Origin of the sequence: Defluviimonas salinarum (genome assembly GCF_026013545.1) — a bacterium.
Lineage (GTDB): Bacteria > Pseudomonadota > Alphaproteobacteria > Rhodobacterales > Rhodobacteraceae > Albidovulum > Albidovulum salinarum.
The window spans coordinates 37,905-60,265 of record NZ_JAPDOG010000012.1 but is presented as its reverse complement, the minus strand read 5'-3'; the positions used below and the strand labels follow the sequence as shown (position 1 = coordinate 60,265).

Genomic DNA, 22,361 nt, shown 5'->3' with positions numbered 1-22,361 from the left:
CGTTCTTGATGCTCCTGCGTTTACTTCGTCCGGCGGAACGCATAGTCTCGCCGACACCCTGCGCCCTATGACCGGACCCGAGGACAGACCCATGTTCGCCGTTTTGAGCACCCGCCGCAAGGCATTGACCCGCGCCGCTTTTCTTGCCGCCGCCCTGATGCTCGGCGCCTGCGAACCCGTGCCATCCGGCCGTGGCCCGACCATCGACACGAGCGCGCCGGTTCCGGTCGCGCTGATCCTGCCCGGCGGGTCGGGAAACTCGGGCGACGAGGTGCTTGCGCGCAACCTCAAGCAGGCCGCTGACCTCGCGATCGCCGACCTCAACGGCGTGCAGATCGACCTGCGCGTCTACAACGCGGGTTCCAGCCCGGCGGTCGCCGCGAGCACGGCGCGGCGCGCGGTCGACGAGGGCGCGAAGATCATCCTCGGCCCGGTCTTCGCGGAAGCGGCCAATGCCGCCGGGGTCGCGGTCGCGGGCAGCGGCGTGAACGTCCTGTCCTTCTCCAACAACACCGACATCGCCGGCGGCAACGTCTTCGTGCTCGGCCCGACGTTCCAGAACACCGCCACCCGGCTCATGCGCTTCGCGGCGCGCCAGGGCCGCAACCGGATCATGGTCGTGCATGACCGGACCCCCGGCGGCGACCTCGGCCGGCGCGCGATCGAGAGCGCGGCGGCTGGGTCCGGCGCCTCCATCGCCGGAACCGCGACCTACGAGTTCTCGCAGCAGGGCGTGATCAATGCCGCCCCGGCGATCGCCTCGACGGTCAACTCCTCGGGCGCCAACGCGATCTTCTTCACCGCCGACACGGCGGGCGCGCTGCCGCTTCTTGCCCAGCTCCTGCCCGAGGCGGGGGTCAGCAACCAGACGACGCAGTTCATCGGCCTCACACGCTGGGACATCCCGCCGCAAACGCTCTCGATGCCGGGCGTCCAGGGCGGCTGGTTCGCGATGCCTGATCCGGGCCTCACGCAGCAGTTCCAGTCCCGCTTCACGGCGGCCTATGGCGAACCGCCGCACCCGATCGCCGGCCTTGCCTATGACGGAATCGCCGCGATCGGCGCGCTCGTGAAACGCGGCAACGCGAATGCCCTGTCGGCCGCGGCGCTGACGCAGGGTTCGGGCTTCGCCGGCGTGAACGGCGTGTTCCGGCTTCGCGCCGACGGCACCAATGAACGCGGCCTTGCCGTGGCCCAGATCCAGAACGCACAGGTGGTCGTGATTGATCCTGCCCCGAGAAGCTTCGGTGGCGCGGGATTCTGATCCGGCGGCGATAGAGCCGCAGGTCGGACTTCCCGCCGCCATCGGCGACCACCCGATCTTCGACACGGCCAGCTTCGCCGGCCGCCTCGCCGCCGCGGCCACGGCGGCCGGCGACAGCCGCGCCCAGCGCGCCGCCATCGTCCACGAACTCGCCGAGGCCCGCCGCTCCGTGCTCGACGCGGTCGCGGCCGACTTCTCCACCCATCCCCGCGCCGCCTCGATCTCGGTGCGAGCCTATGCCGCGCTCACCGACGCAATCGTCCGTGCGGTCTACTCGGTCGTCACCGATGTCCTGCATCCCCGCGCCAATCCGACCGAGGCCGAGCATATCGCGGTCATGGCCGTCGGCGGCTACGGCCGTGCCGAGATGGCGCCGCAATCCGATGTCGATCTGCTCTTCCTGACGCCGTGGAAGGTCACCGCCTGGGCCGAGAGCGTGATCGAATCCATGCTATATATACTGTGGGACCTGCGGCTGAAGGTCGGCCATTCGAGCCGCACCGTGAAGGACTGCCTGCGGCTCGGGCGCGAGGATTACACGATCCGCACCGCGCTGCTCGAGCGCCGCTTCATCGCAGGTCACCAGCCGCTCGCGGCCGAACTTCGGCTCAAGCTCCGCAACGAGCTCTTCAAGAGCACGGGCGCCGAGTTCATCGAGGCCAAGCTCACCGAACGGGCCGAGCGCCACAAGCGGCAGGGCGGTCAGCGCTACGTGCTCGAACCAAACGTCAAGGAGGGCAAGGGCGGGCTTCGCGACCTGCAGACGCTCTACTGGATCGGCAAGTACATCCACGGCGTCCGGCAGTCGGCCGAACTGGTCGACCAGGGGCTCCTGCGGCGCGAGGAATACGACAACTTCGCCGCCGCCGAGGATTTCCTCTGGGCGGTGCGCTGCCACCTGCACCTGATCACGAACCGCGCCCAGGACCAGCTGACCTTCGACCTCCAGGTCGAGGTCGCACGTCGCATGGGCTATTCCGACGCCGGCGGCCGTCGCGCGGTCGAGCATTTCATGCAGGATTATTTCCGCCACGCCACCCATGTGGGCGAGCTGACGCGGGTCTTCCTGACCGCGCTCGAGGCGCGCCACGTCAAGCGCGAGGCGATGCTGGCGGGCTTCTTGCGCCGGCGGCGCAAGACCCGCGAGGGGTTCCGGATCGAGCGCGGACGTATCACGATCGTCGACGAGAAGGCATTCCTGAAAGACAAGCTGAACCTGCTCCGCTTGTTCGAGGAAGGCCTCAGGACCGGCTACCTGATCCATCCCGACGCGATGCGCATCGTCACTGCGCATCTCGACACGATCGACGACGAGATGCGCGAGGACCGCGAGGCGACGCGGATCTTCCTCGACCTCCTCCTGAAACACGGCAATCCCGAGCGCGCGCTCCGACGCATGAACGAGCTTGGCGTCCTCTCGGCCTTCATCCCGGAGTTCGAGCCGATCGTCGCGATGATGCAGTTCAATGTCTACCACCACTACACGGTAGACGAGCACACGATTCAGACGATCTCCACCCTCGCGCAGATCGAGAGGAAGGAGTTGATCGAGGAACTTCCGCTGTCCTCCTCGATCCTCGATGCCGGCGTGAACCGGCGGGTGCTCTACGTCGCGCTTCTCCTGCACGACATCGGCAAGGGCCGGCCGGAGGATCATTCGATCCTCGGCGCCCAGATCGCGCGCAAGGTGGCGCCGCGGCTGGGGCTCAATGCAGAGGAATGCGAGACGGTCGAATGGCTCGTCCGCTATCACCTCTTCATGTCCGACATGGCCCAGAAGCGCGACCTCTCCGATCCGCGCACGGTGCGTGACTTCGCCAAGGTCGTGAAGACCAAGAAACGGCTCGATCTTCTGACCGTGCTCACGGTCTGCGACATCCGCGGCGTCGGGCCGAACACCTGGAACAACTGGAAGGCGATGCTGCTGCGCCGTCTCCATGCCGACACCTCTGACGCGCTCGAAGCCGGGCTCGAGACGCTGAACATGAGCAAGCGTCAGGACGAGTCGAAACGCGCGCTGCGCGAGCGTCTGGCGGACTGGGACACCAAGGACGTAAGGCGGGAGACCGCGCGGCATTACGATCCCTACTGGCAGGGGCTCTCCACCGATACCCAAGTCGTCTTCGCGAACCTCCTGAAGGACATTCCCGACGACGCGATCCGCATCGACATCAAGCCGGACCCGGACCACGACGCGACCCGCGCCTGCTTCGCGCTCGGCGACCATCCGGGCATCTTCTCGCGCCTCGCGGGCGCACTGGCGCTGGTCGGCGCCAACGTCGTCGACGCGCGGACCTACACCTCGAAGGACGGCTACGCGACGGCCGTCTTCTGGGTTCAGGACGCCGAGGGCCATCCCTACGAGACCGACCGCCTGCCGCGGCTGCGCGCGATGATCGAAAAGACGCTGAAGGGCGAGGTCGTGGCGCGCGAGGCGCTCAAGGACCGCGACAAGATCAAGAAACGCGAACGGCAGTTCCAGTTCCCGACCCACATCACCTTCGACAACGAGGGCTCGGAAATCTACACGATCATCGAGGTCGACACCCGCGACCGGCCGGGGCTGCTCTACGACCTGACGCGCACCCTCGCGGCGAACAACATCTACATCGCGAGTGCTGTGATCGCGACCTATGGCGCGCAGGTCGTCGACTCCTTCTACGTCAAGGACATGTTCGGGTTGAAACTGCATACGCGGTCGAAGCAGGAAGCGCTGGAACGCAAGCTGCGCACGGCGATCACCGAGGGCGCGGAGCGGGCGCGCGGCGAATGAAACCGATCCGTCTCGTTCGCGGCTTCCTCACGGTCGGCGCCTGGACCCTGTTGAGCCGCATCGCGGGCTTCGTCCGCGACGTGCTGATCGCCGCCTATCTCGGCACCGGGCCGGTGGCCGAGGCCTTCCTGGTGGCCTTCACGCTGCCGAACATGTTCCGCCGCTTCTTCGCGGAAGGCGCGTTCAACACCGCCTTCGTGCCGCTCTTCTCGAAAAAACTCGAGGCCGGTGAGGATCCCAAGGGCTTCGCCGAGGACGCCTTCGCCGGGCTCGCCTTCGTGGTCCTCATCGTCTCGCTCGTGGCGATGGTGGCGATGCCCTGGCTGGTCCTCGCCATGGCGGGCGGTTTCGCCGGGGACGAGCGGCTGCCGCTCGCGGTCGAATACGGCCGCATCTGCTTTCCCTACATCTTCTTCATCTCGCTGACGGCACTGCTTTCCGGCCTTCTGAACGCGGGCGGGCGGTTCATCGCGGCGGCGGGCGCGCCGGTGCTGCTCAACATCATCTTTATCGTCGCCATGGTGATGGCCGACCGGCTGGGCTGGGACATGGGCCTCACGATGGCCTGGGCGACACCGGTGACCGGGCTCGCCCAGCTCGCGCTGGTCTGGGTCGCGGCGGCGCGGATGGGCTTCGCCCTGAAGTTCAGGCGGCCCCGGATGACGCCGGACCTGAAGCGGCTTCTCACCATCGCCGGACCGGCGGTCATGGCCGGCGGCGTGGTGCAGATCAACCTCCTCGTCGGCCGCCAGGTCGGCAGCTTCTTCGAGGGCGGCATCGCCTGGCTCTCCTATGCCGACCGGCTCTACCAACTTCCCCTGGGCGTCGTCGGCATCGCCATCGGCATCGTGCTCCTGCCCGACCTGTCGCGCCGGCTGAAGGCCGAGGACACGTTCGGCAGCCGCTACGCGCTCTCGCGCGCCACCGAGTTCGCGCTGTTTCTGACCGTTCCGGCGGGCGTCGCGCTCATGGTGATCCCGCTGCCGCTGATCTCGGTCCTCTACGAACGCGGCGCCTTTGACGCGGCCGACAGCGCGCCGACGGCGCTGGCGCTCGCCGTCTACGGGCTGGGGCTGCCCGCCTTCGTGCTGCAAAAGGTGCTGCAACCCCTCTACTTCGCCCGTGAGGACACCGCGACGCCGTTCCGCTTCGCGCTCTGGTCGATGGTCGTGAACGCCGTGCTTGCCATCGGGCTCGCGCCCTTCCTCGGCTTCATCGCCGCTGCCTGGGGCACCACGCTCGCCGGCTGGGCGATGACCGTCCAGCTCTGGTGGGGAACCCGGAAGATGGGCGAGGCCGCCCGCGCCGACGAAAGGCTCCGCCGCCGCCTGCCGCGCACGGTGCTTGCCTCGGCGGTGATGGGGCTCTTCCTCTGGCTGGCCGAGACCGCGCTCGCCGACCAGCTTTCCGCACACGGCCACCGCTACTGGGCGCTGACGGTCCTGATCCTTGCCGGCATGGCGGTCTTCGGTCTTGCCGCCTACGCTTTCGGTGCCTTCCGGATCGCTGACTTCCGCTCCGGCCTCTCGCGTCAGCGCTGACGGATCACCTTTAAGAGATGGGCAAGCCCGCCCGGCGCCACGACGAACGACAGCAGGAAGCCCGCGCCGAAGCCCGCCAGATCGGCAATCCAGTCCGGCGCGCCGCCGAAGATCGCACCGAAAAGAAGCTGGATGCCAAGTAGGAACCCGATCAGCGTGAAGGCGCGGCCGCGGTTGGCCTGTTCCGCCCCGAGCCGCGCCCAGAGAATGAAGGTGAAGGCGCCGATCAGCCCGTAGGCCCCGGGATAGGCGCCATAGAGCGCCACCTGTAGCCCCGGCACCAGCGAATAGGCGAGCCCGCCGGCGATCACCCCGCCGAAGAAGACGGCCAGCACCGCCCAGGCCCGGTAGACCTCGGCCACGAACTTGCCGAGCGCGAGGATGAACACCCCGGCGAAGAGCGCATGCGTGAGATTGCCATGCACGAAGGGATAGGTAACGAAGCGCATCAGGTAGTCGCCATCGACGCGCCCCGTGGCGAGCATCTGGTCGAGCATCATCGGCGACAGCGCGAAGCGCTGCAGCGCGTCGCTGCGCCAGCCAATGGCGTCGGCGCTGCCGGTAAACCCGTAGGTGCCCGCGTTCAACACCACCTCCATCGCCACGATCGGCAGCACCAGAAGCCAGATGACCGGCGGCAGCGGATTGAGGGGCGCTTCATCGTAACCGTCGCGCATGGGGTCTCCTTGTTGACGGGGCTCTGCCCCTGCGATACGCGAGCGGGGCGAAAATTTCCAGACGAACCTATGGGGACAGTCATGACCGACGCGGCGAAGTCCAAATTCACCCCGCGCGTGTTTTCCGGCATCCAGCCGACGAACCACTTGCAGCTGGGGAACTACCTCGGTGCGGTGAAGCGCTTCGTGGAGATGCAGAACAGCGGCATCGAGACGATCTACTGCATCGTCGACCTGCACGCGATCACGGTCTGGCAAGACCCCGTCGACCTGCAGAACGCCACGCGCGAGCTTGCGGCCAGCTACATCGCCTCGGGGCTCGATCCGAAGCGATCGATCCTGTTCAACCAGTCCCAGGTGCCGGGCCATGCCGAGCTTGGCTGGATATTCAACTGCGTCGCCCGCATGGGCTGGATGAACCGCATGACGCAGTGGAAGGACAAGGCCGGCAAGGATGCCGAGAAGGCCTCGCTCGGGCTTTTCGCCTATCCCTCGCTGATGGCGGCCGACATCCTTCTCTACCACGCAACCCATGTGCCCGTGGGCGAGGACCAGAAGCAGCATGTCGAGCTGACCCGCGACATCGCGATCAAGTTCAACCACGACTTCAAGGTGGATTTCTTCCCCGTCACCCAGCCGGTGATCGAGGGCGCCGCCACGCGGGTCATGTCGCTGCGCGACGGCTCCAAGAAGATGTCGAAATCCGATCCCTCGGATGCGAGCCGGATCAACCTCACCGACGATGCCGACACGGTCGCGCAGAAGTTCCGCAAGGCGCGGACCGATTCCGAGCCCCTGCCCGAGACGCTCGAGGGGCTGAAGGACCGGCCCGAGGCGCGGAACCTCGTCAACATCTACGCGGCCCTTGCCGAGATGACGCCCGAGGCGGTGGTGGCGGAATATGCCGGCCAGGGCTTCGGCACCTTCAAGCCGGCGCTCGCCGATCTCGCCGTGTCGAAGCTCTCTCCCATTGCGGACGAGATGAAGCGGCTGATGGCGGATCCGGCGGAGATCGACCGCATCCTCGGTGACGGCGCCGCGCGCGCCAATGCGATCGCAGAGCCGATCCTCGCGCAGACCTACGACATCGTCGGCCTGATCCGCTCGCGTAGAACCTGACGGCGGACCGTCACGCGGCCGTTTCAATTCGCGGGCAGGATGCCGCTGTCTGGTACAGATGCTTTCCCCGGTCGCGGCCTCCCCGGCGCCCCCCGGATGACACCGGACAGCACCGCGGGGCCATTCCCCCGGCCTTCCGCGGGCCCCCGGCTCGCCGGGGGTTTTGCTTTTTTCGCACAACATCCCTGCGAAATCGCAAGTTCTGTGCGTCCAGTTAACAAGCTAGACTGGCTGCACAATGGAAGGGGATGACCTCAATGAGCTACACAGCACCGCCGGAAACCCGCATCGGGCATGTCCACCTTAAGGTTGCCGATCTCGACCGCGCCATCGCGTTCTACTCCGGGCTGCTCGGCTTTGCCGTGACCCAGAAATACGGTACCGGCGCCGCCTTCCTGTCGGCTGGAGGCTACCACCACCACATCGGCCTCAACACCTGGGAGAGCAAGGGCGGCACGGCGCCAGCGCCCGGCCATACCGGGCTTTACCACACCGCCTTTCTCTATCCGTCGCGGGCCGCGCTCGCGGCGGTGCTGAAGCGCCTTGTCGAAGCGGACTATCCGCTCGACGGGGCATCCGACCACGGCGTCAGCGAGGCGCTCTATCTCTCGGACCCGGACGGCAACGGCGTCGAGCTCTACCGAGATAGGCCGGAAGCCGAGTGGCCGCGCGACTCCGCGGGTGCCCTCGCGATGGTGACGCGGCCGCTCGACCTGCGCGCGCTCCTGGCCGAAGCGGGCTGATCCCCGTCCGGCATCCCAAGGGGGAACCGGCGCGCGGGTTACAGGCCGCTTTGTCGGACGCGAAGCCGGAAGGGTCGCGAGGAACCGGGCACAGCGGGTGATCCCGAAGGTCGAATTGCTCTCCGCCGCCGGATCCTTGCGTCAGAAACGTGAACCCCTGAGGGTTCCTCGGTTTCGCCTTCTCTCCGGCGATGGACTTCGCGCCTCCCGCCCGTGCCGCTTTTCCCAGGTATTTTGCCGCCATGACCGTCCCTTGACGGCGAAACAGGGGGTATTTCGCCGGAAAGCGCGGATCTTTGATGCCCGACGGTGAGCCCGCCGTGCATCGCACGACGATCGCGACGGCGGGAGCTTCCGCCGCGCACGGTGATCTCTCGCGAGGAGAGGCGAATGCCGACCCCGTCCTGCACTTTCACTCGCCGCACCGCGCGTTCAGCCAAACAGGATGTAGCCGAGCAGCTCCTGCGGATCCATGACGCCATGCACCAGAACCTGTTCGCCGCCGTCGAACTGGAACTGGACTCCTTGCGCGGTGACGCTGGCATGCGCGGCGATCAGCTCGGCTCCGGTCATCACCGGGACACCCAGCAACTCGGCACCGAACCGGAGACTGTCGCGACCGAGTTCGAAGTCCATCACCTGATCGGAACCGCCGCCCCCCGCAAAGACGAAAGTATCCGCCCCGGAACCGCCGAACAGGAAATCGTTCCCCGCTCCGCCATCCAGCACGTCGTTGCCGTCAGCGCCGAGGAGGTAGTCGGCGCCGCCGCGGCCCACGAGCAGGTCGTCGCCGCCCGCGCCGAACAATCCGTTGACGCCATCGTCACCGCGCAGCACGTCATTCCCGAACGAGCCTTCGAGTTTCTCGATCCCGACGAACGTATCGCCTTCCGCCATCCCGGTATTGGTCGACGGCGACAGCAGGTCGACCGTCAGCCCCGTCGCCGAGTCGCCGTAGCAAGCGCTGTCGGTCCCGTCCCCTCCGATGAGACGGTCCGCCCCCCAACCACCGTACAGGAAATCATTCCCCGCCCCGCCGTCCAGCACGTCGTTGCCGTCGCCGCCGAGGAGGTAATCGGCGCCGCCGCGTCCCACGAGCAGGTCGTCGCCCCCCGCGCCGAAGATCCCGTTGACGCCGTCGTCGCCGCACAGAACGTCATTGCCGGATGAGCCTTCGAGCTTTTCGACTCCGACGAACGTGTCGCCCGCCGCCATCCCGGTATTGGTCGATGGCGACAGCAGGTCGACCGTCAGCCCCGTCGCCGAGTCGCTGTAGCTGGCCGTGTCGGTCCCGTCCCCTCCGATGAAACGGTCCGCCCCCCAGCCGCCGTACAGGACATCGTTCCCGGCCCCGCCGTCCAGCACGTCGTTGCCGTCGCCGCCGAGGAGGTAATCCGTTCCCCCACGGCCCGCGAGCAGGTCGCCGCCGCCCCCGCCGAAGATCCCGTTGACACCGTCGTCGCCGCGCAGCACGTCATTGCCGGACGAGCCTTCGAGCTTTTCGACCCCGATGAACGTGTCGCCCGCCGCCATCCCGGTATTGACCCAATACCAAACCAGGTCGACCGTCAGCCCCGTCGCCGAGTCGCTGTAGCTGGCCGTGTCGGTCCCGTCACCGCCGATGAAACGGTCCGCCCCCCAGCCGCCGTACAGGACGTCGTTCCCCGCCCCGCCGTCCAGCACGTCGGCGCCGTCGCCGCCGAGGAGGTAATCGGCGCCGCCGCGGCCGACGAGGACGTCGTCGCCCGCCGCGCCGAAGATCCCGTTGACGCCGTCGTCGCCGCGCAGCACGTCATTGCCGGGCGAGCCTTCGAGTTTCTCGATCCCGACGAACGTATCGCCCGCCGCCATCCCGGTATTGACCCAATACCAAACCAGGTCGACCGTCAGCCCCGTCGCCGAGTCGCTGTAGCTGGCCGTGTCGGTCCCGTCCCCGCCGATGAAACGATCCGCCCCCCAGCCGCCGTACAGGATATCGTTCCCGGCCCCGCCGTCCAGCACGTCATCGCCGCCGCATCCCGCGAGCACGTCATCGCCGCCCCCGCCGATTATCCCGTTGACACCGTCGTCGCCGCGCAGCACGTCATTGCCGGACGAGCCTTCGAGCTTTTCGACCCCGATGAACGTGTCGCCCGCCGCCATCCCGGTATTGACCCAATACCAAACTAGGTCGACCGTCAGCCCCGTCGCCGAGTCGCTGTAGCTGGCCGTGTCGGTCCCGTCCCCGCCGATGAAACGGTCCGCCCCCCAGCCGCCGTACAGGACGTCGTCCCCCGCCCCGCCGTCCAGCACGTCGTTGCCGTCGCCGCCGAGGAGGTAATCCGTTCCCCCACGGCCCGCGAGCAGGTCGCCGCCGCCCCCGCCGAAGATCCCGTTGACACCGTCGTCGCCGCGCAGCACGTCATTGCCGGACGAGCCTTCGAGCTTTTCGACCCCGATGAACGTGTCGCCCGCCGCCATCCCGGTATTGACCCAATACCAAACCAGGTCGACCGTCAGCCCCGTCGCCGAGTCGCTGTAGCTGGCCGTGTCGGTCCCGTCACCGCCGATGAAACGGTCCGCCCCCCAGCCGCCGTACAGGACGTCGTTCCCCGCCCCGCCGTCCAGCACGTCGGCGCCGTCGCCGCCGAGGAGGTAATCGGCGCCGCCGCGGCCGACGAGGACGTCGTCGCCCGCCGCGCCGAAGATCCCGTTGACGCCGTCGTCGCCGCGCAGCACGTCATTGCCGGGCGAGCCTTCGAGTTTCTCGATCCCGACGAACGTATCGCCCGCCGCCATCCCGGTATTGACCGAAGGCAATATCAGGTCGGCCGTCAGCCGAGTCGCCGTAGCTGGCGGTGTCGGTCCCGTCCCCGCCGATGAGACGGTCCGCCTCCTCCCCGCCCGACAGGACATCGTTCCCGGCCCCGCCGTCCAGCACGTCATCGCCGCCGCCGCCGGCCAGCCGGTCGTCGCCGCTTCCGGCGAAGATCCAGTTCACGCCGTCGTCGCCGCTCAGCCAATCGGCAAACCACGACCCGACCACCGCCTCGATCCCCGAGAAGCGGTCTCCGGCGGCGATCGCGGTGTTGCGGCTCGAATCGGCTAGGTCGACGACGAGGCCGGTCGGCGAATCGGAGTAGTCGGCGAAGTCGAAGCCGTTCCCGCCGACCAGCGTATCGGCGCCTTCTCCGCCCTGAAGCGTATCGTCGCCGTTACCGCCATCGAGACGGTCGTCCCCGTGGCGGCCGAGAATACTATCCGCACCGTCCCGCCCGGCAATCCTGTTATCCCCGCCATCGCCGCGCAGGTCGTCGTCGTGGGACGAACCGATCAGCCCTTCGATACCGAAATAAACATCTCCGGCCGCGTCGCCGGAATTCAAGCCCGGCTCGATGAGATCGACGCGGACCGCAGCGCCCGCCCTCGCGTAGTCCGCGTAGTCGAGCCCGGTGCCGCCATCCAGCGTGTCGCCCCCCGCGCCGCCGGTGAGGACGTCGTTGCCGGCAGCGCCCCGAAGCAAGTCATTGCCCGCCTGACCATCGAGCCGATCATCGAAAACCGAACCGATCAGCCTGTCGTCGCCGGGCGTTCCAGCCTCGACCCGCCCCGCGACGATCTGCTGAAGCGGTGACCGGGGCAGGTTGATCGTGTTCGCATTGGTGAACTGGGCCGCCGCCAGCGGTGAATAGGTCGATGAGACGATCTCCACCACCTCATCGCCGTAGGTGATCGTCGCGCCGATCGCGGTGCTGGTGATCTTCAGTGCCGAGACGGAGTATAGAAGCGTGAAGTCCGACAGGTCGAGCCGGTCATAGTTGATGTCGAAATCGGTGATCCGGTCGGGCGCGCCATCGGTCAGCAGGACGAAAAGATCCCGTCCCGCGCCGCCGCTGAGCGTATCGCTCCCCGCGCCGTCAACGAGGATGTCGTCGCCGCCGCCGCCCTGAAGCAGATCGTTTCCGCTGCCGCCGAGAATCACGTCGTCGGCCGCAGCGCCGGTCAGGACGTCATCCGCCTCATCGCCATTGAGGTTCAGCCCCGGCGCGCCAAGCTCAAGCCGGAACTGGCTGAGCCCGTTTTCGTCCCCCGACGCGGTAAAGATCTGGATCTCGCCCGCGACGGCGACCGCCTCGATCGCGGCAACCGCCGACAGCGCCGTCGCCTTGGTATCGGTGATACTCGTCAAGAGGATCAGTCGGCCATCGGGCAGCAGCTGGAAAACCGAGATGCCGTCGTCAGCCCCGCCCGCGATCACATAGGTCCGTCCCGAGACGGTAACGGTGTCGAGTGCTGCCACCGACTGAAACCGGGTCGCCAGCGTATCCGTGACGTGATCGGTCGGCATCAGCCGGTCGGCCTCCACCCGCAGGACCGAAATCGAGGAACTGCCCATGCCGGCGACGATCAGGTACTGGACCGACCCGAACGCGGCCGTCTGCAGCGCGCTCGGCGCGTCGATGCCAAGCCCGTCGCGCGCCCCAATCGCTGCGTGTAACTGCAGCGATCCGTCTCCGGCGATGCGAAAGCTCGACACGCCGTCCTCACAGCCCGATGCCACGAAAAGCCAGCGTTCGCCATCGACCGTCGCGGTCGTCATCGCGGTAACGTCTACAGAGAGGCTGTCGGCAGTATCGACGAAGCCCGCCGACGGGGTCAACGCGGCCGACCCGTCCGGCAACGACCAGGCCTTGATCCGGTCTGAACCCGGCGTGACGCCGTAGATCCAGCTCGTCGTCCCGATCCGGATCGTCGCCAGATCGGACAGCGCGCCATCGCTTCCGCCGCCGCCGGAAAAGCCCGTGACGGAACCGAAAGCGCCGTCGCCACCGAGGATCCTGCCGTCGAGCGTCGCCCCGAACCGCGCCGAGGCCAACAGCACCGTCTGGCTTCCGGTCTGCAGGACATCGAGCCGTGTCAGGCCGGTGAGGTCCGAACCCGCCGGGTAAGGGGCCCAGCCGTAAGACGTGGCCGCCGCACCGGGCGCCAGCCGATAGGAGGATATCCCCAGCCCGGGCTGCGCCCCGGCATAGAGGTAAGTGCCCGACGCCGTCGTCAGCGTCGCACAGCCCGACACGCGAGCGCCGAAGGACAACGTGCCGTCAAGCAACGTCGCCACATGTTGGAGGCCAACCACGTTTGCCACCCGATTTGTCTTCACCCGCATCCAGTGAAGGCGGGTCGGCTTTAGAATCCCCTAAGGCGGCGCCTCTCGGCGGGCCGGAAAACCCGCAAAGTCTCTACAATCGAAGCGAATCACGGATGCCGATCCGGCGGCCCCACGGCCTGATCGATCTGTGATCATACGCGCCCCGGCGTCGGCCGCCGGGCCGGCGAAAGCCAGCGCGATCGCGCAAGGTCCGTTGCCAATCGCGGCCGCAACCGCCATGATCGCGGCGCCACACAGGGGAATATGATGCGCAAGTTCCTGGTCGTTCTCGACGACAGCCGCGAATGCCTGAACGCGATGCGGTTCGCGGCGCTGCGCGCCGCGCATACCGGCGCCGGCGTCACGATCCTCGCGGTGATCCCGCCCGAGGAGTTCCAACACTGGATCGGCGTCGGCGACATCATGCGGGCCGAGGCACGCGAGCGGATCGAGGCGCATTACGAGGTCTTCGCCAAATGGATGCGCGACCGCCAGGGAATCGAGCCCGAACTCGTCATCCGCGAGGGCGAGCCGATGAACGAGATTTTCGCCCAGATCACGGAAGACCCCGAGATCGGCGTTCTCGTCCTGGGCGCTGGCACCGACAAGGGCGGCCCCGGACCGCTCGTCACCCAGATGTCGAAGAACTCCGGCAGCCTGCCGATCCCGATCACGATCGTGCCGGGTGAGATGTCGAAGGAGCGGCTCGAAGCCATCACCTGACACGGTGGCACCGGCGCGGCCTTCGGCCGCCACCGGGCTGCGGTACACCGAGTATTCACCACGCGTCATGCGATGGGCCACAGGCCGGGCACCGGCCCATGCCTTTGCGCAGTGCGCGCGTGAATGCTCGCGGCACCATTTGCAGAAACCGCTGGGCATGGCATAACTGATTGGAGTTGGCTCGCTTTCCGCGCAACCGGCGCCTTGATCCCGGTCAAGTCCAAGGCGCCGGAGCGGCGCTATAAGAGAGGCGAGTACATGTAGCCTTCGCGCTGCGACAACCCTTGGAGGGATCGCAATGAAGAGATGGATCGTATCCACTGCCACAGCTCTTGCAACCAGCGCTGCCCTGATCGCGTCGCCAATCGGCGCGCAAAGTCCGGACAACACGCTGAACGCCCTCGTTGAAGCCCGGGAAATCCCCGTCACCATCGACAATTTCATCCGTGCGGCCACGGATTTCGAGCTCGGGAAATACGAGGCCCTTGCGGGCGGAGTGAACCGGTTCTTCCATTTCCGGGCACCAACGCCGGTCGAGAGCCAGCCGACGATCCGGATGAACCGCGATACGCTCTACAGCACCGCGGTCATCGACATCAGCGAAGGCGCCACGCTGACGCTGCCCGACGTGGGCGACCGCTACATGACGGCAATGGTGGTCAACCAGGACCACTACATCGACGAGGTTTTCTTCGGAGGCGGCAGCTACACGCTCGACATGGAAACGTTCGGCACGCCCTATGTCATCGTCTTCATGCGCGTGCTCGTGGACGCGGCCGATCCGGAGGATGTCGCCGCCGTGAACGCGATCCAGGACCAGATGACGGTCGCGGCGGGCTCGGCGAAGACCTTCATCGTGCCCGATTACAGCGAGGAAGATTTCGAGGGCCTCGTCCGGGCGATCCTCGGCCTCGGCCCCTATGTTCCGGACAGTGCCGGCATGTTCGGCGCGCGGGGCGAGGTCGGCCCGGTGCGCCACTTCATCGGCACGGCCGGCGGCTGGGGCGGCCTGCCCGAGTCCGAGGCGTTCTACGTCAACGTGGATCCGGGACTGCCGGTCGGGGACTACCGGATCGACGTGCCCGCCGACGTGCCGGTGGGCGCGTTCTGGTCCATCAGCCTCTACAATCGCGCCGGCTTCTTCGAGAAGAACGACCTCGGCGCGTACAACATCAACTCCGTGACCGGGGCCCGCAACGAAGACGGCTCGATGACGGTGCATCTCGGCGGATGCGACGATGGCCGGGTGAACTGCCTGCCGGTCATGGACGGCTGGAACTACACCGTGCGCCTCTACCGGCCCGGCCCGGAAATCCTTGATGGGAGCTGGGCATTTCCCGAAGCGAAGCCCCTGAATTGACAGAAAAGGACGTCAGGATGAGATATTTGCTGGCAATCGCACTGCTTGCGCCGATCGCCGCTTCGGCCCAGGAGGTCAATGTCGAAACCTTCGTGCGGGCCGAGACGGATCACATGATCCGCCTGAACATGGAAAGCCAGGGTCTCGAGGTTGGCAAGATCGCCCATCTGCGCGAACCGACGACGGTCGCGAACCAGACGGTGATCCGCAGCAACCAGGATACGCTCTATTCCTCCGTCGTCCTCGACCTGTCGGAACCCGTCACCTTCACGATGCCGGAAATCGGCGGACGCTACATGTCTATGCATGTGATCAATCAGGATCACTACATGTTCGTCGAGACCCGGCCGGGCGCCTACGACCTGACGGAGGAGACGGTCGGATCGCGGTTCGCCATCGTGCTCATCCGCACCTTCGTCGATGTCAACGATCCCGACGACGTCGCCAAGGCCCATGCGGCGCAGGACGCGATCGAGATCGCCGGCGGCGGGGCCGGACCGTTCGAGGCGCCGGACTGGAATCTCGACAAGCTCGCCGTGATCCGCAAGGCGCTCAACGATGTCGCCGCACTCGGCTTCGATTCCACCTATGCCTTCGGCTCCGTGGAGGAGACGCGGCCCGTGGACCATCTCGTCGGAGCTGCCGCCGGCTGGGGTGGCCTGCCGGTCAGTGCCGCCTATTACCTGATAGACAGCGTCAGCGCGAACGATGGCGCGACCCCGCATGCCGTCACCGTCAAGGACGTGCCCGTGGACGCGTTCTGGTCGATCACGGTCTACAATTCCGACGGCTATCTGGCGGCCAACGACCTTGGCCGCAACAGCTACAACAACGTCACCGCCGCGCCGGATGAGGACGGCGGCTACACGCTCCATTTCGGCGGCTGCGAGGATGGCCGGGCGAACTGCATCCCGATCACGCCGGACTGGAGCTATGCGATCCGCATGTACCAGCCGCGGCCCGAACTTCTGGACGGCAGCTGGACCTTCCCCGCGATCGAACCCGCGAGCTGACCGGCCGCGCGGGCGAGCGAACCGCCGTCAGGCCGACAGACACTTGATGGCGCCGCTTCAGATCAGGAGCGAGGCGGCGCCCTCGTGTTTGAGGAGCGCGACCTTGGTCTCGACCCCGCCGGGCGCGGAAAAGCCGCCGAGGCCGGACGCGCCGAGCACCCGGTGGCAGGGCACGATCACCGGCACCGGATTGGCGCCGCAGGCCTGTCCCACCGCCTGCGCCGGCACGCCGAGATCACGTGCGAGATCACCGTAGGTGCGGGTCTCGCCGAAGGGGATCGCGCACATCGCCCGCTGGACCCGCCCGGTCAGGCCCGGCGCGAAGGCGACGGGGAGGTCGAACGCGCGGCGGCTGCCGCCGAAATAGGCGGCAAGCTGGCAGCACGCCTCGGTGAGGAGGTCGGAGCCCGCGGCGGGAACCGCCTCCGCGCTCCATTCGAGCCGGATCAGGGCGCCGTCCGCCTCGGTCAGGACCAGCCGGCCAAGCGGGCTTTCCCAGGCGGCCTTGCGGATCATCCCTCCACCTCCGTGAATGCGCCCGGCCGGAAGGCGACGCGGATCGCCTCGGCCAGCGCATCGACCGCCGGCGAGGTGCCGCGCGAGGAGCGGTGCAGCATGACGGAGGAGGAATCCACCGCCGGGAACCCCTCCGCCAGCGTCAGTTCGCGGCAGCCATCCGGGATCGTGCTGCGCGACAGCGCGACGACGGCAAGGCCGGAACGTACGGCCGCGAAGAACCCGCCCACCGTGTCGCATTCGAAGGCCACCCGGTACGGGATGCCATGCCGGTCGAGCGAGGCGATCATGTTGGCCTGGCACCAGTCGGAGCTGAAATAGACCGCGATCGGCAGCGGGGTCTGCAGGTGCTGGGCGTGGCGGTCCGACGTTACCCAGACCGTCGGCTCGACGCAGAGTATCTCGCCCTTCGTGCCGGCGGGCTTCCATTCGAACACCACGGCGAGGTCGAGCTCGCCCGCCGCCATCGCCTTGAGCTGCGGCACCGAATAGTCAAGCCGCACGGTGACCTCGACCGCCGGATAGCGCCGGGAGAAGGCCGACAGGATGCCCGGCAGCACGGTTTCGCTGTAGTCCTGCGGGATGCCGATCCGCACCGGCCCGTCGAGCGGGCGCGAGCGCAGCGCGGTGGCCGCCTCCTCGATCAGCCCGGTGACGCGGCGAGCATAGGGCAGGAGCTGCGCGCCGCGCGCGGTCAGCGCCACGCCGCGCGGCAGCCGGTCGAAAAGCTGTTGGCCGAGGTTCTCCTCCAGCCGCGCGATCTGCATCGATACGGCCGATTGCGTGCGGCCGAGCCGCTCGGCCGCGGCTGTCACGCTGCCGGCCTCGGCGATGGCGAGGAAACTGCGCAGGAGATCGCTGTCGGGCGGATGGGCCATGTCATCAGCCTGACTGATTCCTTGCATAAATTCTATTCGTTTTTCTGATGCATTAAGGCGACCGAGACTGGGGCCAGAGAGAAGGAGTCCGCCATGCTGCACCGGATCGTCCGATACCGCCTTTCCACTGTCCTGCCGCCCCGGCCGATCGGCAGGGTCCTCGCCGACTGGCGCGACCGCCGGGCTGCCCGGGCGCGCATCCGCGCGCTCCTGCGGCGGGGCGACGATCATCTGATCGACGATATGGGCCTGACCCGCGACGACCTCCGCGCCCGGTTCGGCTGCTGGGACGCTCTCTGAGCGAAACCTTCGCCTCGCCAGCGGGTCGAAGCGTCAACATGCCCGCGCGCCCAGACCTTCCACGGTCCGTGCCCAGCGGTCCACGAGTCCCTCGGCGGGATGGCTCGCGCCGGAAAACCAGGTGAAGCGAGCCGGGCGAATGCCGACGAAACCGAGCACCTGGCCGCGAAGCTGATGGATCAGGGCGTTGCGGTATATCAGCCGCTGGAACCAGCCCGGCGTGTCCGATGTCACGATGACCCGCGCGCTGCGCCCGGTCAGAAGCGGCGAGGGCATGCCGAGCCGGGTCGTCGCACGGGTGTCGAACGTGGTCCCCGGCAGGAAGCTGCGGTCGATCAGCCCCTTGAGCTTGGCCGGCAGTCCGCCCCACCACATCGGCATCGCCAGCACAAAGTGATTGGACCAAGACAGATCCCGCATCACGTTCTCCAGCACGGGTTCCAGCGGCTTCGGATCCTGGAAACTGCCCTGACCGAAGTCGGCATCGAACTCCAGTTCGCTCAGATGCACCACCCGAACCTCGTGGCCGGCGGCCCGGGCGGCGCGGGCGTAGATCTCGGCAAGGCTGCGCGACAGCGACACCGCCCCGGGATGACCGTTGAGAATGAAGATGCGTTTCGCCGACATGATCGCCCCCTTAAATTGACCGAGGTCACTATTATAAAGGAAACTGACCGCGGTCAATTATAAATTTGACCGCGGTCAAAACATGCGCTAGAAGGCAGCATGACCCGAGCCGTCCAGAAGCGAACCCTCGAGACCCGCGCGCGGCTGATCGCGGCGGCCGAAGAGGTCATTGCCGAGGCGGGGTACGAGGCGATGCGGGTCGAGGAGGTGGTTCTGCGCGCCGGCGTCGCCAAGGGCACGTTCTTCGCCCATTTCCGCGACAAGGAGGCGTTGCTCGAACTCTTGATCGGCACACGGATCGACGCCGCGCTCGACCGGATCGAGGCGCTGCCCGCGCCCGCCGACGTGCCGGCGATCATCGAGGCGCTGATGCCGCTGGTCGCGGTGATGATTTCCGAACGCTATGTCTTCGACCTGATCCTGCGCCATTCAGGCGCGGCGGGGAAGGCCGAGATCGGCCCGATCGCGCAGACCTTCGCCCGCACGGATCAGGTGCTGGGCGAGTGGCTGGCGCTCGGCCTCTTCCGCAGGGATGTTACGCCCGCGCTACTCTCATCGGGCGTGCAGGCCTTCCTGATCCATGTCATCGCGCTGCATTTCTGCGCCCTGCACCAGAAACAAACCTTGCAGGAGATGCTGGCGGAGCTGCTGCAAGCCTGGCTCCTGCCCGGCGGGACCAGGGCATAACGGAAACGGGCGCGACTATCGCGCCCGCTCGCCGTGCCTCATCTTCGGATCGCGGCGTGCCTCAACCCAAAACGTCGTCACAGCGCGCGCAGGTACCGTCGTGGCCGTGGCTGCCGACGTCCGGCAGGATCTTCCAGCACCGCTGACACTTCTCGCCGTCGGCCGCCTCGAAGACGACACCGACGCCCGGCACTTCGGGCAGGCGGAACGCCTCCTGCGGCACCGGGTCAGCAGTGAGGCTCATGCCCGACGTTATGCAGATGTCCGCGAAGGGCACCGATTGCAGCGCCTTCAGCGTCTCGGCATCCTCGACATGGACGACCGGGGCAGCCTCGAGCGAGGCGCCGATGACCTTGGCGGTGCGCTGCACCTCCAGCGCCGCCGTCACCACCCGGCGGACCCGGCGGATCTTTTCCCATTTCTGCGCGAGCGGCTCGTCGAGCCAGTCGGCCGGCGTCTCGGGCATGTCGACGAGATGGACCGAGGTGTCCTCGCCGGCAAAGCGCGAGAGCCAGACATCCTCCATCGTGAAGACGAGGATCGGCGCGAGCCAGGTCGCGAGCCGGTGGAACAGCAGGTCGAGCACGGCCCGCGTCGCGCGGCGGTCGATACTGTCCGCGCCGTCGCAATACAGCACGTCCTTGCGGATGTCGAAATAGATCGCCGAGAGGTCGACGGTGCAGAAGGTGAAGAGGGTCTGGAACACGCCCTGGAAGTCGTATTTCGCGTAACCCTTGCGGACGGTGTGATCCAACTCGGCCAGCCGGTGCAGGACCCAGCGTTCGAGTTCCGGCATCTCGGCGGGATCGACGCGCTCGGCCTCGGAGAAGCCGGCGAGGTTGCCGAGGAGGAACCGCATGGTGTTGCGGAGCCGTCGGTAGCTGTCGGCGGTGCCCTTCAGGATCTCCTTGCCGATGCGAAGGTCCACCGTGTAGTCCGACTGCGCCACCCAGAGGCGCAGGATATCGGCGCCGTATTCGTCGATGACCTCCTGCGGGGCGACGGTATTGCCGAGCGACTTCGACATCTTCATGCCCTTCTCGTCGAGCGTGAAGCCATGGGTCAGGACGCCGTGATAGGGCGCCCGGCCCTTGGTGCCGCAGGCCTGCAGCATCGAGGAATGGAACCAGCCGCGATGCTGGTCGGTGCCTTCAAGATAGAGGTCGGCGATGCCGTCCTTGGTCCCGTCGGGCCGGTCGCGCAGCACGAAGGCATGGGTCGAGCCGGAATCGAACCAGACGTCGAGCACGTCGAAGACCTGCTCGTAGGCCGCCGCATCGTGGTCATTGCCGAGCACCTGCTCCTTGAAGCCCTCGCGATACCAGACATCGGCGCCCTCGGCCTCGAAGGCCGCGACGATGCGGGCGTTGACCGCCGGATCGCGCAGGAGGAAGTCCGGATCGGTCGGCATCGCGCCCTTGCGGACGAAGCAAGTCAGCGGCACGCCCCAGGCGCGCTGGCGCGAGAGCACCCAGTCGGGCCGCGCCTCGATCATCGAGTGGAGCCGATTGCGCCCGGTCTTCGGGGTCCAGGCGACCAACTCGTCGATGGATTTGAGCGCACGGGCGCGGATCGTGTCGCCGTACTCGCCCATGCCGTCGCCGAGCTTGGCGTCGATGGCGACGAACCATTGCGGCGTGTTCCGGTAGATGAGCGGCGCCTTCGAGCGCCAGCTGTGCGGATAGGAATGCTTGACCTTGCCCTTGGCGAAGAGCTTGCCCGCCCAAGCAAGCTGCTTGATCACCGAGACGTTGGCCGGGCCTTCCTTGCCCTCGGCGGTGATGATCGCCTCGCCGCCGAAGAGCGGCAGATCGGCGCGGTAGGAGCCGTCCTCCATGACGTTGTAGGTCATCTTGAGGCCGTACTTCAGCCCGAGTTGGTAGTCGTCGTCGCCGTGCGAGGGAGCGGTGTGGACGAAGCCGGTGCCGGTATCATCGGTGACATGGTCGCCGGGCAGCATCGGGACGTTGTAATCCCATTCGCCGTTGGCGCCCTCGACGCGGTCCAAAGGATGCGACAGCGTCAGCATCTCGAGTTGAGAAGCGGGAACATCGCGGAGCTTTTTGAACTCTTCGACGCGCGCAGCGGTGAAGACCTGCGCGGCAAGGTTATCCGCGAGAATGACCGTTTCGCCGGGCCTGGCGGAGGCGTTCTCGCCGACCGAAACGACCTCGTAGAGCCCGTAGGCGATCTCGGGATTGAAGGCGACGGCACGGTTCTGCGGGATCGTCCACGGGGTGGTGGTCCAGATCACGACCGACGCCGACAGCAGATCGGACGGCACCGTTGAACCACTGTCACCCACGATCCGCGGCGGAAACCGCACCCAGATCGTGTGGCTGGTATGGTCGTGATACTCGACCTCGGCCTCGGCGAGCGCGGTCTTCTCGACCGGTGACCACATCACGGGTTTGGAGCCCTGATAGAGCGAGCCGTTCATCAGGAACTTCAGGAACTCCTCGGCGATCACCGCCTCGGCGTGATAGTCCATCGTGAGATAGGGATCGGCCCAGTTGCCGGTCACGCCGAGCCGCTTGAACTCCTCGCGCTGGACGTCGATCCAGCCTTCCGCGAACTTGCGGCATTCCTGGCGGAAGGCGACGACATCGACGTCGTCCTTGTTCAGCCCCTTCTTGCGGTACTGCTCCTCGATCTTCCATTCGATCGGCAGGCCGTGGCAGTCCCATCCCGGCACATAGCGCGCGTCCTTGCCCATCATCTGCTGTGAGCGCACCACCATGTCCTTCAGGACCTTGTTCAGCGCGTGGCCGATATGGAGGTGGCCGTTGGCGTAGGGCGGGCCGTCATGCAGCGTGAAGGGCACCCGGCCCTGCTTCTCGCGCAGCCGGTCGTAGACGCCGATCCGCTCCCACCGGGCGAGCCAGTCCGGCTCGCGCTGCGGCAGGCCTGCGCGCATCGGGAAATCGGTCTCGGGCAGGAAGACGGTGCTGCGGTAATCGGGGTGCATATCGGTCTTATCGGCGCACATCGGGGTGTCCTTCTGGTCGGTCT

The 22,361-nt window shown here is 67.1% G+C and carries 17 protein-coding genes; 10 read left to right on the top strand and 7 right to left on the bottom strand.

Features of this window, described 5'->3' with window-relative positions:
* Positions 1-91: 91 nt before the first annotated feature.
* The 3 genes from OM960_RS13880 to murJ are packed head-to-tail and all read left to right on the top strand — an operon-like array spanning position 92 to position 5,578.
* Entirely contained in the window at positions 92-1,264 is a 1,173-nt protein-coding gene (locus tag OM960_RS13880; protein ID WP_263337619.1) for a penicillin-binding protein activator, read from the top strand.
* The gene (locus OM960_RS13875) at positions 1,224-4,037 is read left to right on the top strand and encodes a [protein-PII] uridylyltransferase (protein WP_290428663.1); all 2,814 of its coding nucleotides are present in this window, start codon (positions 1,224-1,226) and stop codon (positions 4,035-4,037) included. The genes OM960_RS13880 and OM960_RS13875 overlap by 41 nt, the downstream gene beginning before the upstream one ends.
* A complete protein-coding gene (gene murJ, locus OM960_RS13870; protein WP_264772378.1) occupies positions 4,034-5,578 on the top strand; it encodes a murein biosynthesis integral membrane protein MurJ in 1,545 nt (514 codons plus the stop codon). The genes OM960_RS13875 and murJ overlap by 4 nt, the downstream gene beginning before the upstream one ends.
* Here the strand turns inward: murJ and OM960_RS13865 are convergent.
* On the bottom strand, positions 5,569-6,255 hold the full coding sequence (locus OM960_RS13865) for a rhomboid family intramembrane serine protease (protein WP_263337623.1): 687 nt from the start codon (positions 6,253-6,255) through the stop codon (positions 5,569-5,571). The genes murJ and OM960_RS13865 overlap by 10 nt on opposite strands.
* An 81-nt stretch (positions 6,256-6,336) precedes the next feature.
* Here OM960_RS13865 and trpS point away from each other — a divergent pair, with 81 nt between their 5' ends.
* Positions 6,337-7,374 (top strand): tryptophan--tRNA ligase, encoded by a 1,038-nt coding sequence (gene trpS, locus OM960_RS13860; RefSeq protein WP_263337626.1) that lies wholly within the window; start codon positions 6,337-6,339, stop codon positions 7,372-7,374.
* Between the two features lie 257 nt (positions 7,375-7,631).
* The gene (locus OM960_RS13855) at positions 7,632-8,117 is read left to right on the top strand and encodes a VOC family protein (protein ID WP_264772377.1); all 486 of its coding nucleotides are present in this window, start codon (positions 7,632-7,634) and stop codon (positions 8,115-8,117) included.
* Between the two features lie 432 nt (positions 8,118-8,549).
* Here the strand turns inward: OM960_RS13855 and OM960_RS25440 are convergent, their stop codons facing one another.
* Both OM960_RS25440 and OM960_RS13830 read right to left on the bottom strand, forming a co-directional pair.
* On the bottom strand, positions 8,550-10,895 hold the full coding sequence (locus OM960_RS25440) for a calcium-binding protein (protein WP_290428662.1): 2,346 nt from the start codon (positions 10,893-10,895) through the stop codon (positions 8,550-8,552).
* The gene (locus OM960_RS13830; protein ID WP_264772376.1) at positions 10,837-13,233 is read right to left on the bottom strand and encodes a calcium-binding protein; all 2,397 of its coding nucleotides are present in this window, start codon (positions 13,231-13,233) and stop codon (positions 10,837-10,839) included. Before OM960_RS13830 ends, OM960_RS25440 begins: the two co-directional genes overlap by 59 nt.
* Positions 13,234-13,512: 279 nt before the next feature.
* Between OM960_RS13830 and OM960_RS13825 the strand changes: the two genes are divergently transcribed.
* From OM960_RS13825 to OM960_RS13815, 3 genes are all read left to right on the top strand, one after another.
* Positions 13,513-13,968: a universal stress protein gene (locus tag OM960_RS13825; protein WP_263337629.1), complete on the top strand. Its 456-nt coding sequence runs from the start codon at positions 13,513-13,515 to the stop codon at positions 13,966-13,968.
* 298 nt (positions 13,969-14,266) lie between these two features.
* On the top strand, positions 14,267-15,328 hold the full coding sequence (locus OM960_RS13820) for a DUF1214 domain-containing protein (RefSeq protein WP_264772375.1): 1,062 nt from the start codon (positions 14,267-14,269) through the stop codon (positions 15,326-15,328).
* Positions 15,329-15,345: 17 nt separating this feature from the next.
* Positions 15,346-16,341: a DUF1254 domain-containing protein gene (locus OM960_RS13815; protein ID WP_263337634.1), complete on the top strand. Its 996-nt coding sequence runs from the start codon at positions 15,346-15,348 to the stop codon at positions 16,339-16,341.
* A 57-nt stretch (positions 16,342-16,398) separates the two neighbouring features.
* Here OM960_RS13815 and OM960_RS13810 read toward each other — a convergent pair whose 3' ends face one another.
* A complete protein-coding gene (locus OM960_RS13810; RefSeq protein ID WP_264772374.1) occupies positions 16,399-16,857 on the bottom strand; it encodes a methylated-DNA--[protein]-cysteine S-methyltransferase in 459 nt (152 codons plus the stop codon).
* On the bottom strand, positions 16,854-17,762 hold the full coding sequence (locus tag OM960_RS13805) for a LysR family transcriptional regulator (RefSeq protein ID WP_264772373.1): 909 nt from the start codon (positions 17,760-17,762) through the stop codon (positions 16,854-16,856). The genes OM960_RS13810 and OM960_RS13805 overlap by 4 nt, the downstream gene beginning before the upstream one ends.
* A 66-nt stretch (positions 17,763-17,828) precedes the next feature.
* Between OM960_RS13805 and OM960_RS13800 the strand changes: the two genes are divergently transcribed.
* The gene (locus OM960_RS13800) at positions 17,829-18,035 is read left to right on the top strand and encodes a hypothetical protein (RefSeq protein ID WP_263337640.1); all 207 of its coding nucleotides are present in this window, start codon (positions 17,829-17,831) and stop codon (positions 18,033-18,035) included.
* 33 nt (positions 18,036-18,068) lie between these two features.
* On the opposite strand, the gene OM960_RS13795 is transcribed toward OM960_RS13800, so the two are convergent.
* Positions 18,069-18,662: an NAD(P)H-dependent oxidoreductase gene (locus OM960_RS13795; protein ID WP_264772372.1), complete on the bottom strand. Its 594-nt coding sequence runs from the start codon at positions 18,660-18,662 to the stop codon at positions 18,069-18,071.
* 99 nt (positions 18,663-18,761) lie between these two features.
* Between OM960_RS13795 and OM960_RS13790 the strand changes: the two genes are divergently transcribed.
* Positions 18,762-19,349, top strand: a complete 588-nt coding sequence (locus OM960_RS13790) for a TetR/AcrR family transcriptional regulator (protein WP_264772371.1) — start codon at positions 18,762-18,764, stop codon at positions 19,347-19,349.
* Between the two features lie 61 nt (positions 19,350-19,410).
* On the opposite strand, the gene ileS is transcribed toward OM960_RS13790, so the two are convergent.
* Entirely contained in the window at positions 19,411-22,338 is a 2,928-nt protein-coding gene (gene ileS / locus OM960_RS13785) for an isoleucine--tRNA ligase (protein WP_264772370.1), read from the bottom strand.
* Positions 22,339-22,361 lie beyond the last annotated feature (23 nt).

Excerpts from the sequence above, each read along its gene's own strand:
- OM960_RS13880 (WP_263337619.1), top strand. The coding sequence starts at position 92 with ATGTTCGCCGTTTTGAGCACCCGCCGCAAGGCATTGACCCGCGCCGCT.
- murJ (WP_264772378.1), top strand. The coding sequence starts at position 4,034 with ATGAAACCGATCCGTCTCGTTCGCGGCTTCCTCACGGTCGGCGCCTGG.
- OM960_RS13865 (WP_263337623.1), bottom strand. The coding sequence starts at position 6,255 with ATGCGCGACGGTTACGATGAAGCGCCCCTCAATCCGCTGCCGCCGGTC.
- trpS (WP_263337626.1), top strand. The coding sequence starts at position 6,337 with ATGACCGACGCGGCGAAGTCCAAATTCACCCCGCGCGTGTTTTCCGGC.
- OM960_RS13855 (WP_264772377.1), top strand. The coding sequence starts at position 7,632 with ATGAGCTACACAGCACCGCCGGAAACCCGCATCGGGCATGTCCACCTT.
- OM960_RS25440 (WP_290428662.1), bottom strand. The coding sequence starts at position 10,895 with ATGGCGGCGGGCGATACGTTCGTCGGGATCGAGAAACTCGAAGGCTCG.
- OM960_RS13825 (WP_263337629.1), top strand. The coding sequence starts at position 13,513 with ATGCGCAAGTTCCTGGTCGTTCTCGACGACAGCCGCGAATGCCTGAAC.
- OM960_RS13820 (WP_264772375.1), top strand. The coding sequence starts at position 14,267 with ATGAAGAGATGGATCGTATCCACTGCCACAGCTCTTGCAACCAGCGCT.
- OM960_RS13815 (WP_263337634.1), top strand. The coding sequence starts at position 15,346 with ATGAGATATTTGCTGGCAATCGCACTGCTTGCGCCGATCGCCGCTTCG.
- OM960_RS13810 (WP_264772374.1), bottom strand. The coding sequence starts at position 16,857 with ATGATCCGCAAGGCCGCCTGGGAAAGCCCGCTTGGCCGGCTGGTCCTG.
- OM960_RS13805 (WP_264772373.1), bottom strand. The coding sequence starts at position 17,762 with ATGCAAGGAATCAGTCAGGCTGATGACATGGCCCATCCGCCCGACAGC.
- OM960_RS13800 (WP_263337640.1), top strand. The coding sequence starts at position 17,829 with ATGCTGCACCGGATCGTCCGATACCGCCTTTCCACTGTCCTGCCGCCC.
- OM960_RS13795 (WP_264772372.1), bottom strand. The coding sequence starts at position 18,662 with ATGTCGGCGAAACGCATCTTCATTCTCAACGGTCATCCCGGGGCGGTG.
- OM960_RS13790 (WP_264772371.1), top strand. The coding sequence starts at position 18,762 with ATGACCCGAGCCGTCCAGAAGCGAACCCTCGAGACCCGCGCGCGGCTG.
- ileS (WP_264772370.1), bottom strand. The coding sequence starts at position 22,338 with ATGTGCGCCGATAAGACCGATATGCACCCCGATTACCGCAGCACCGTC.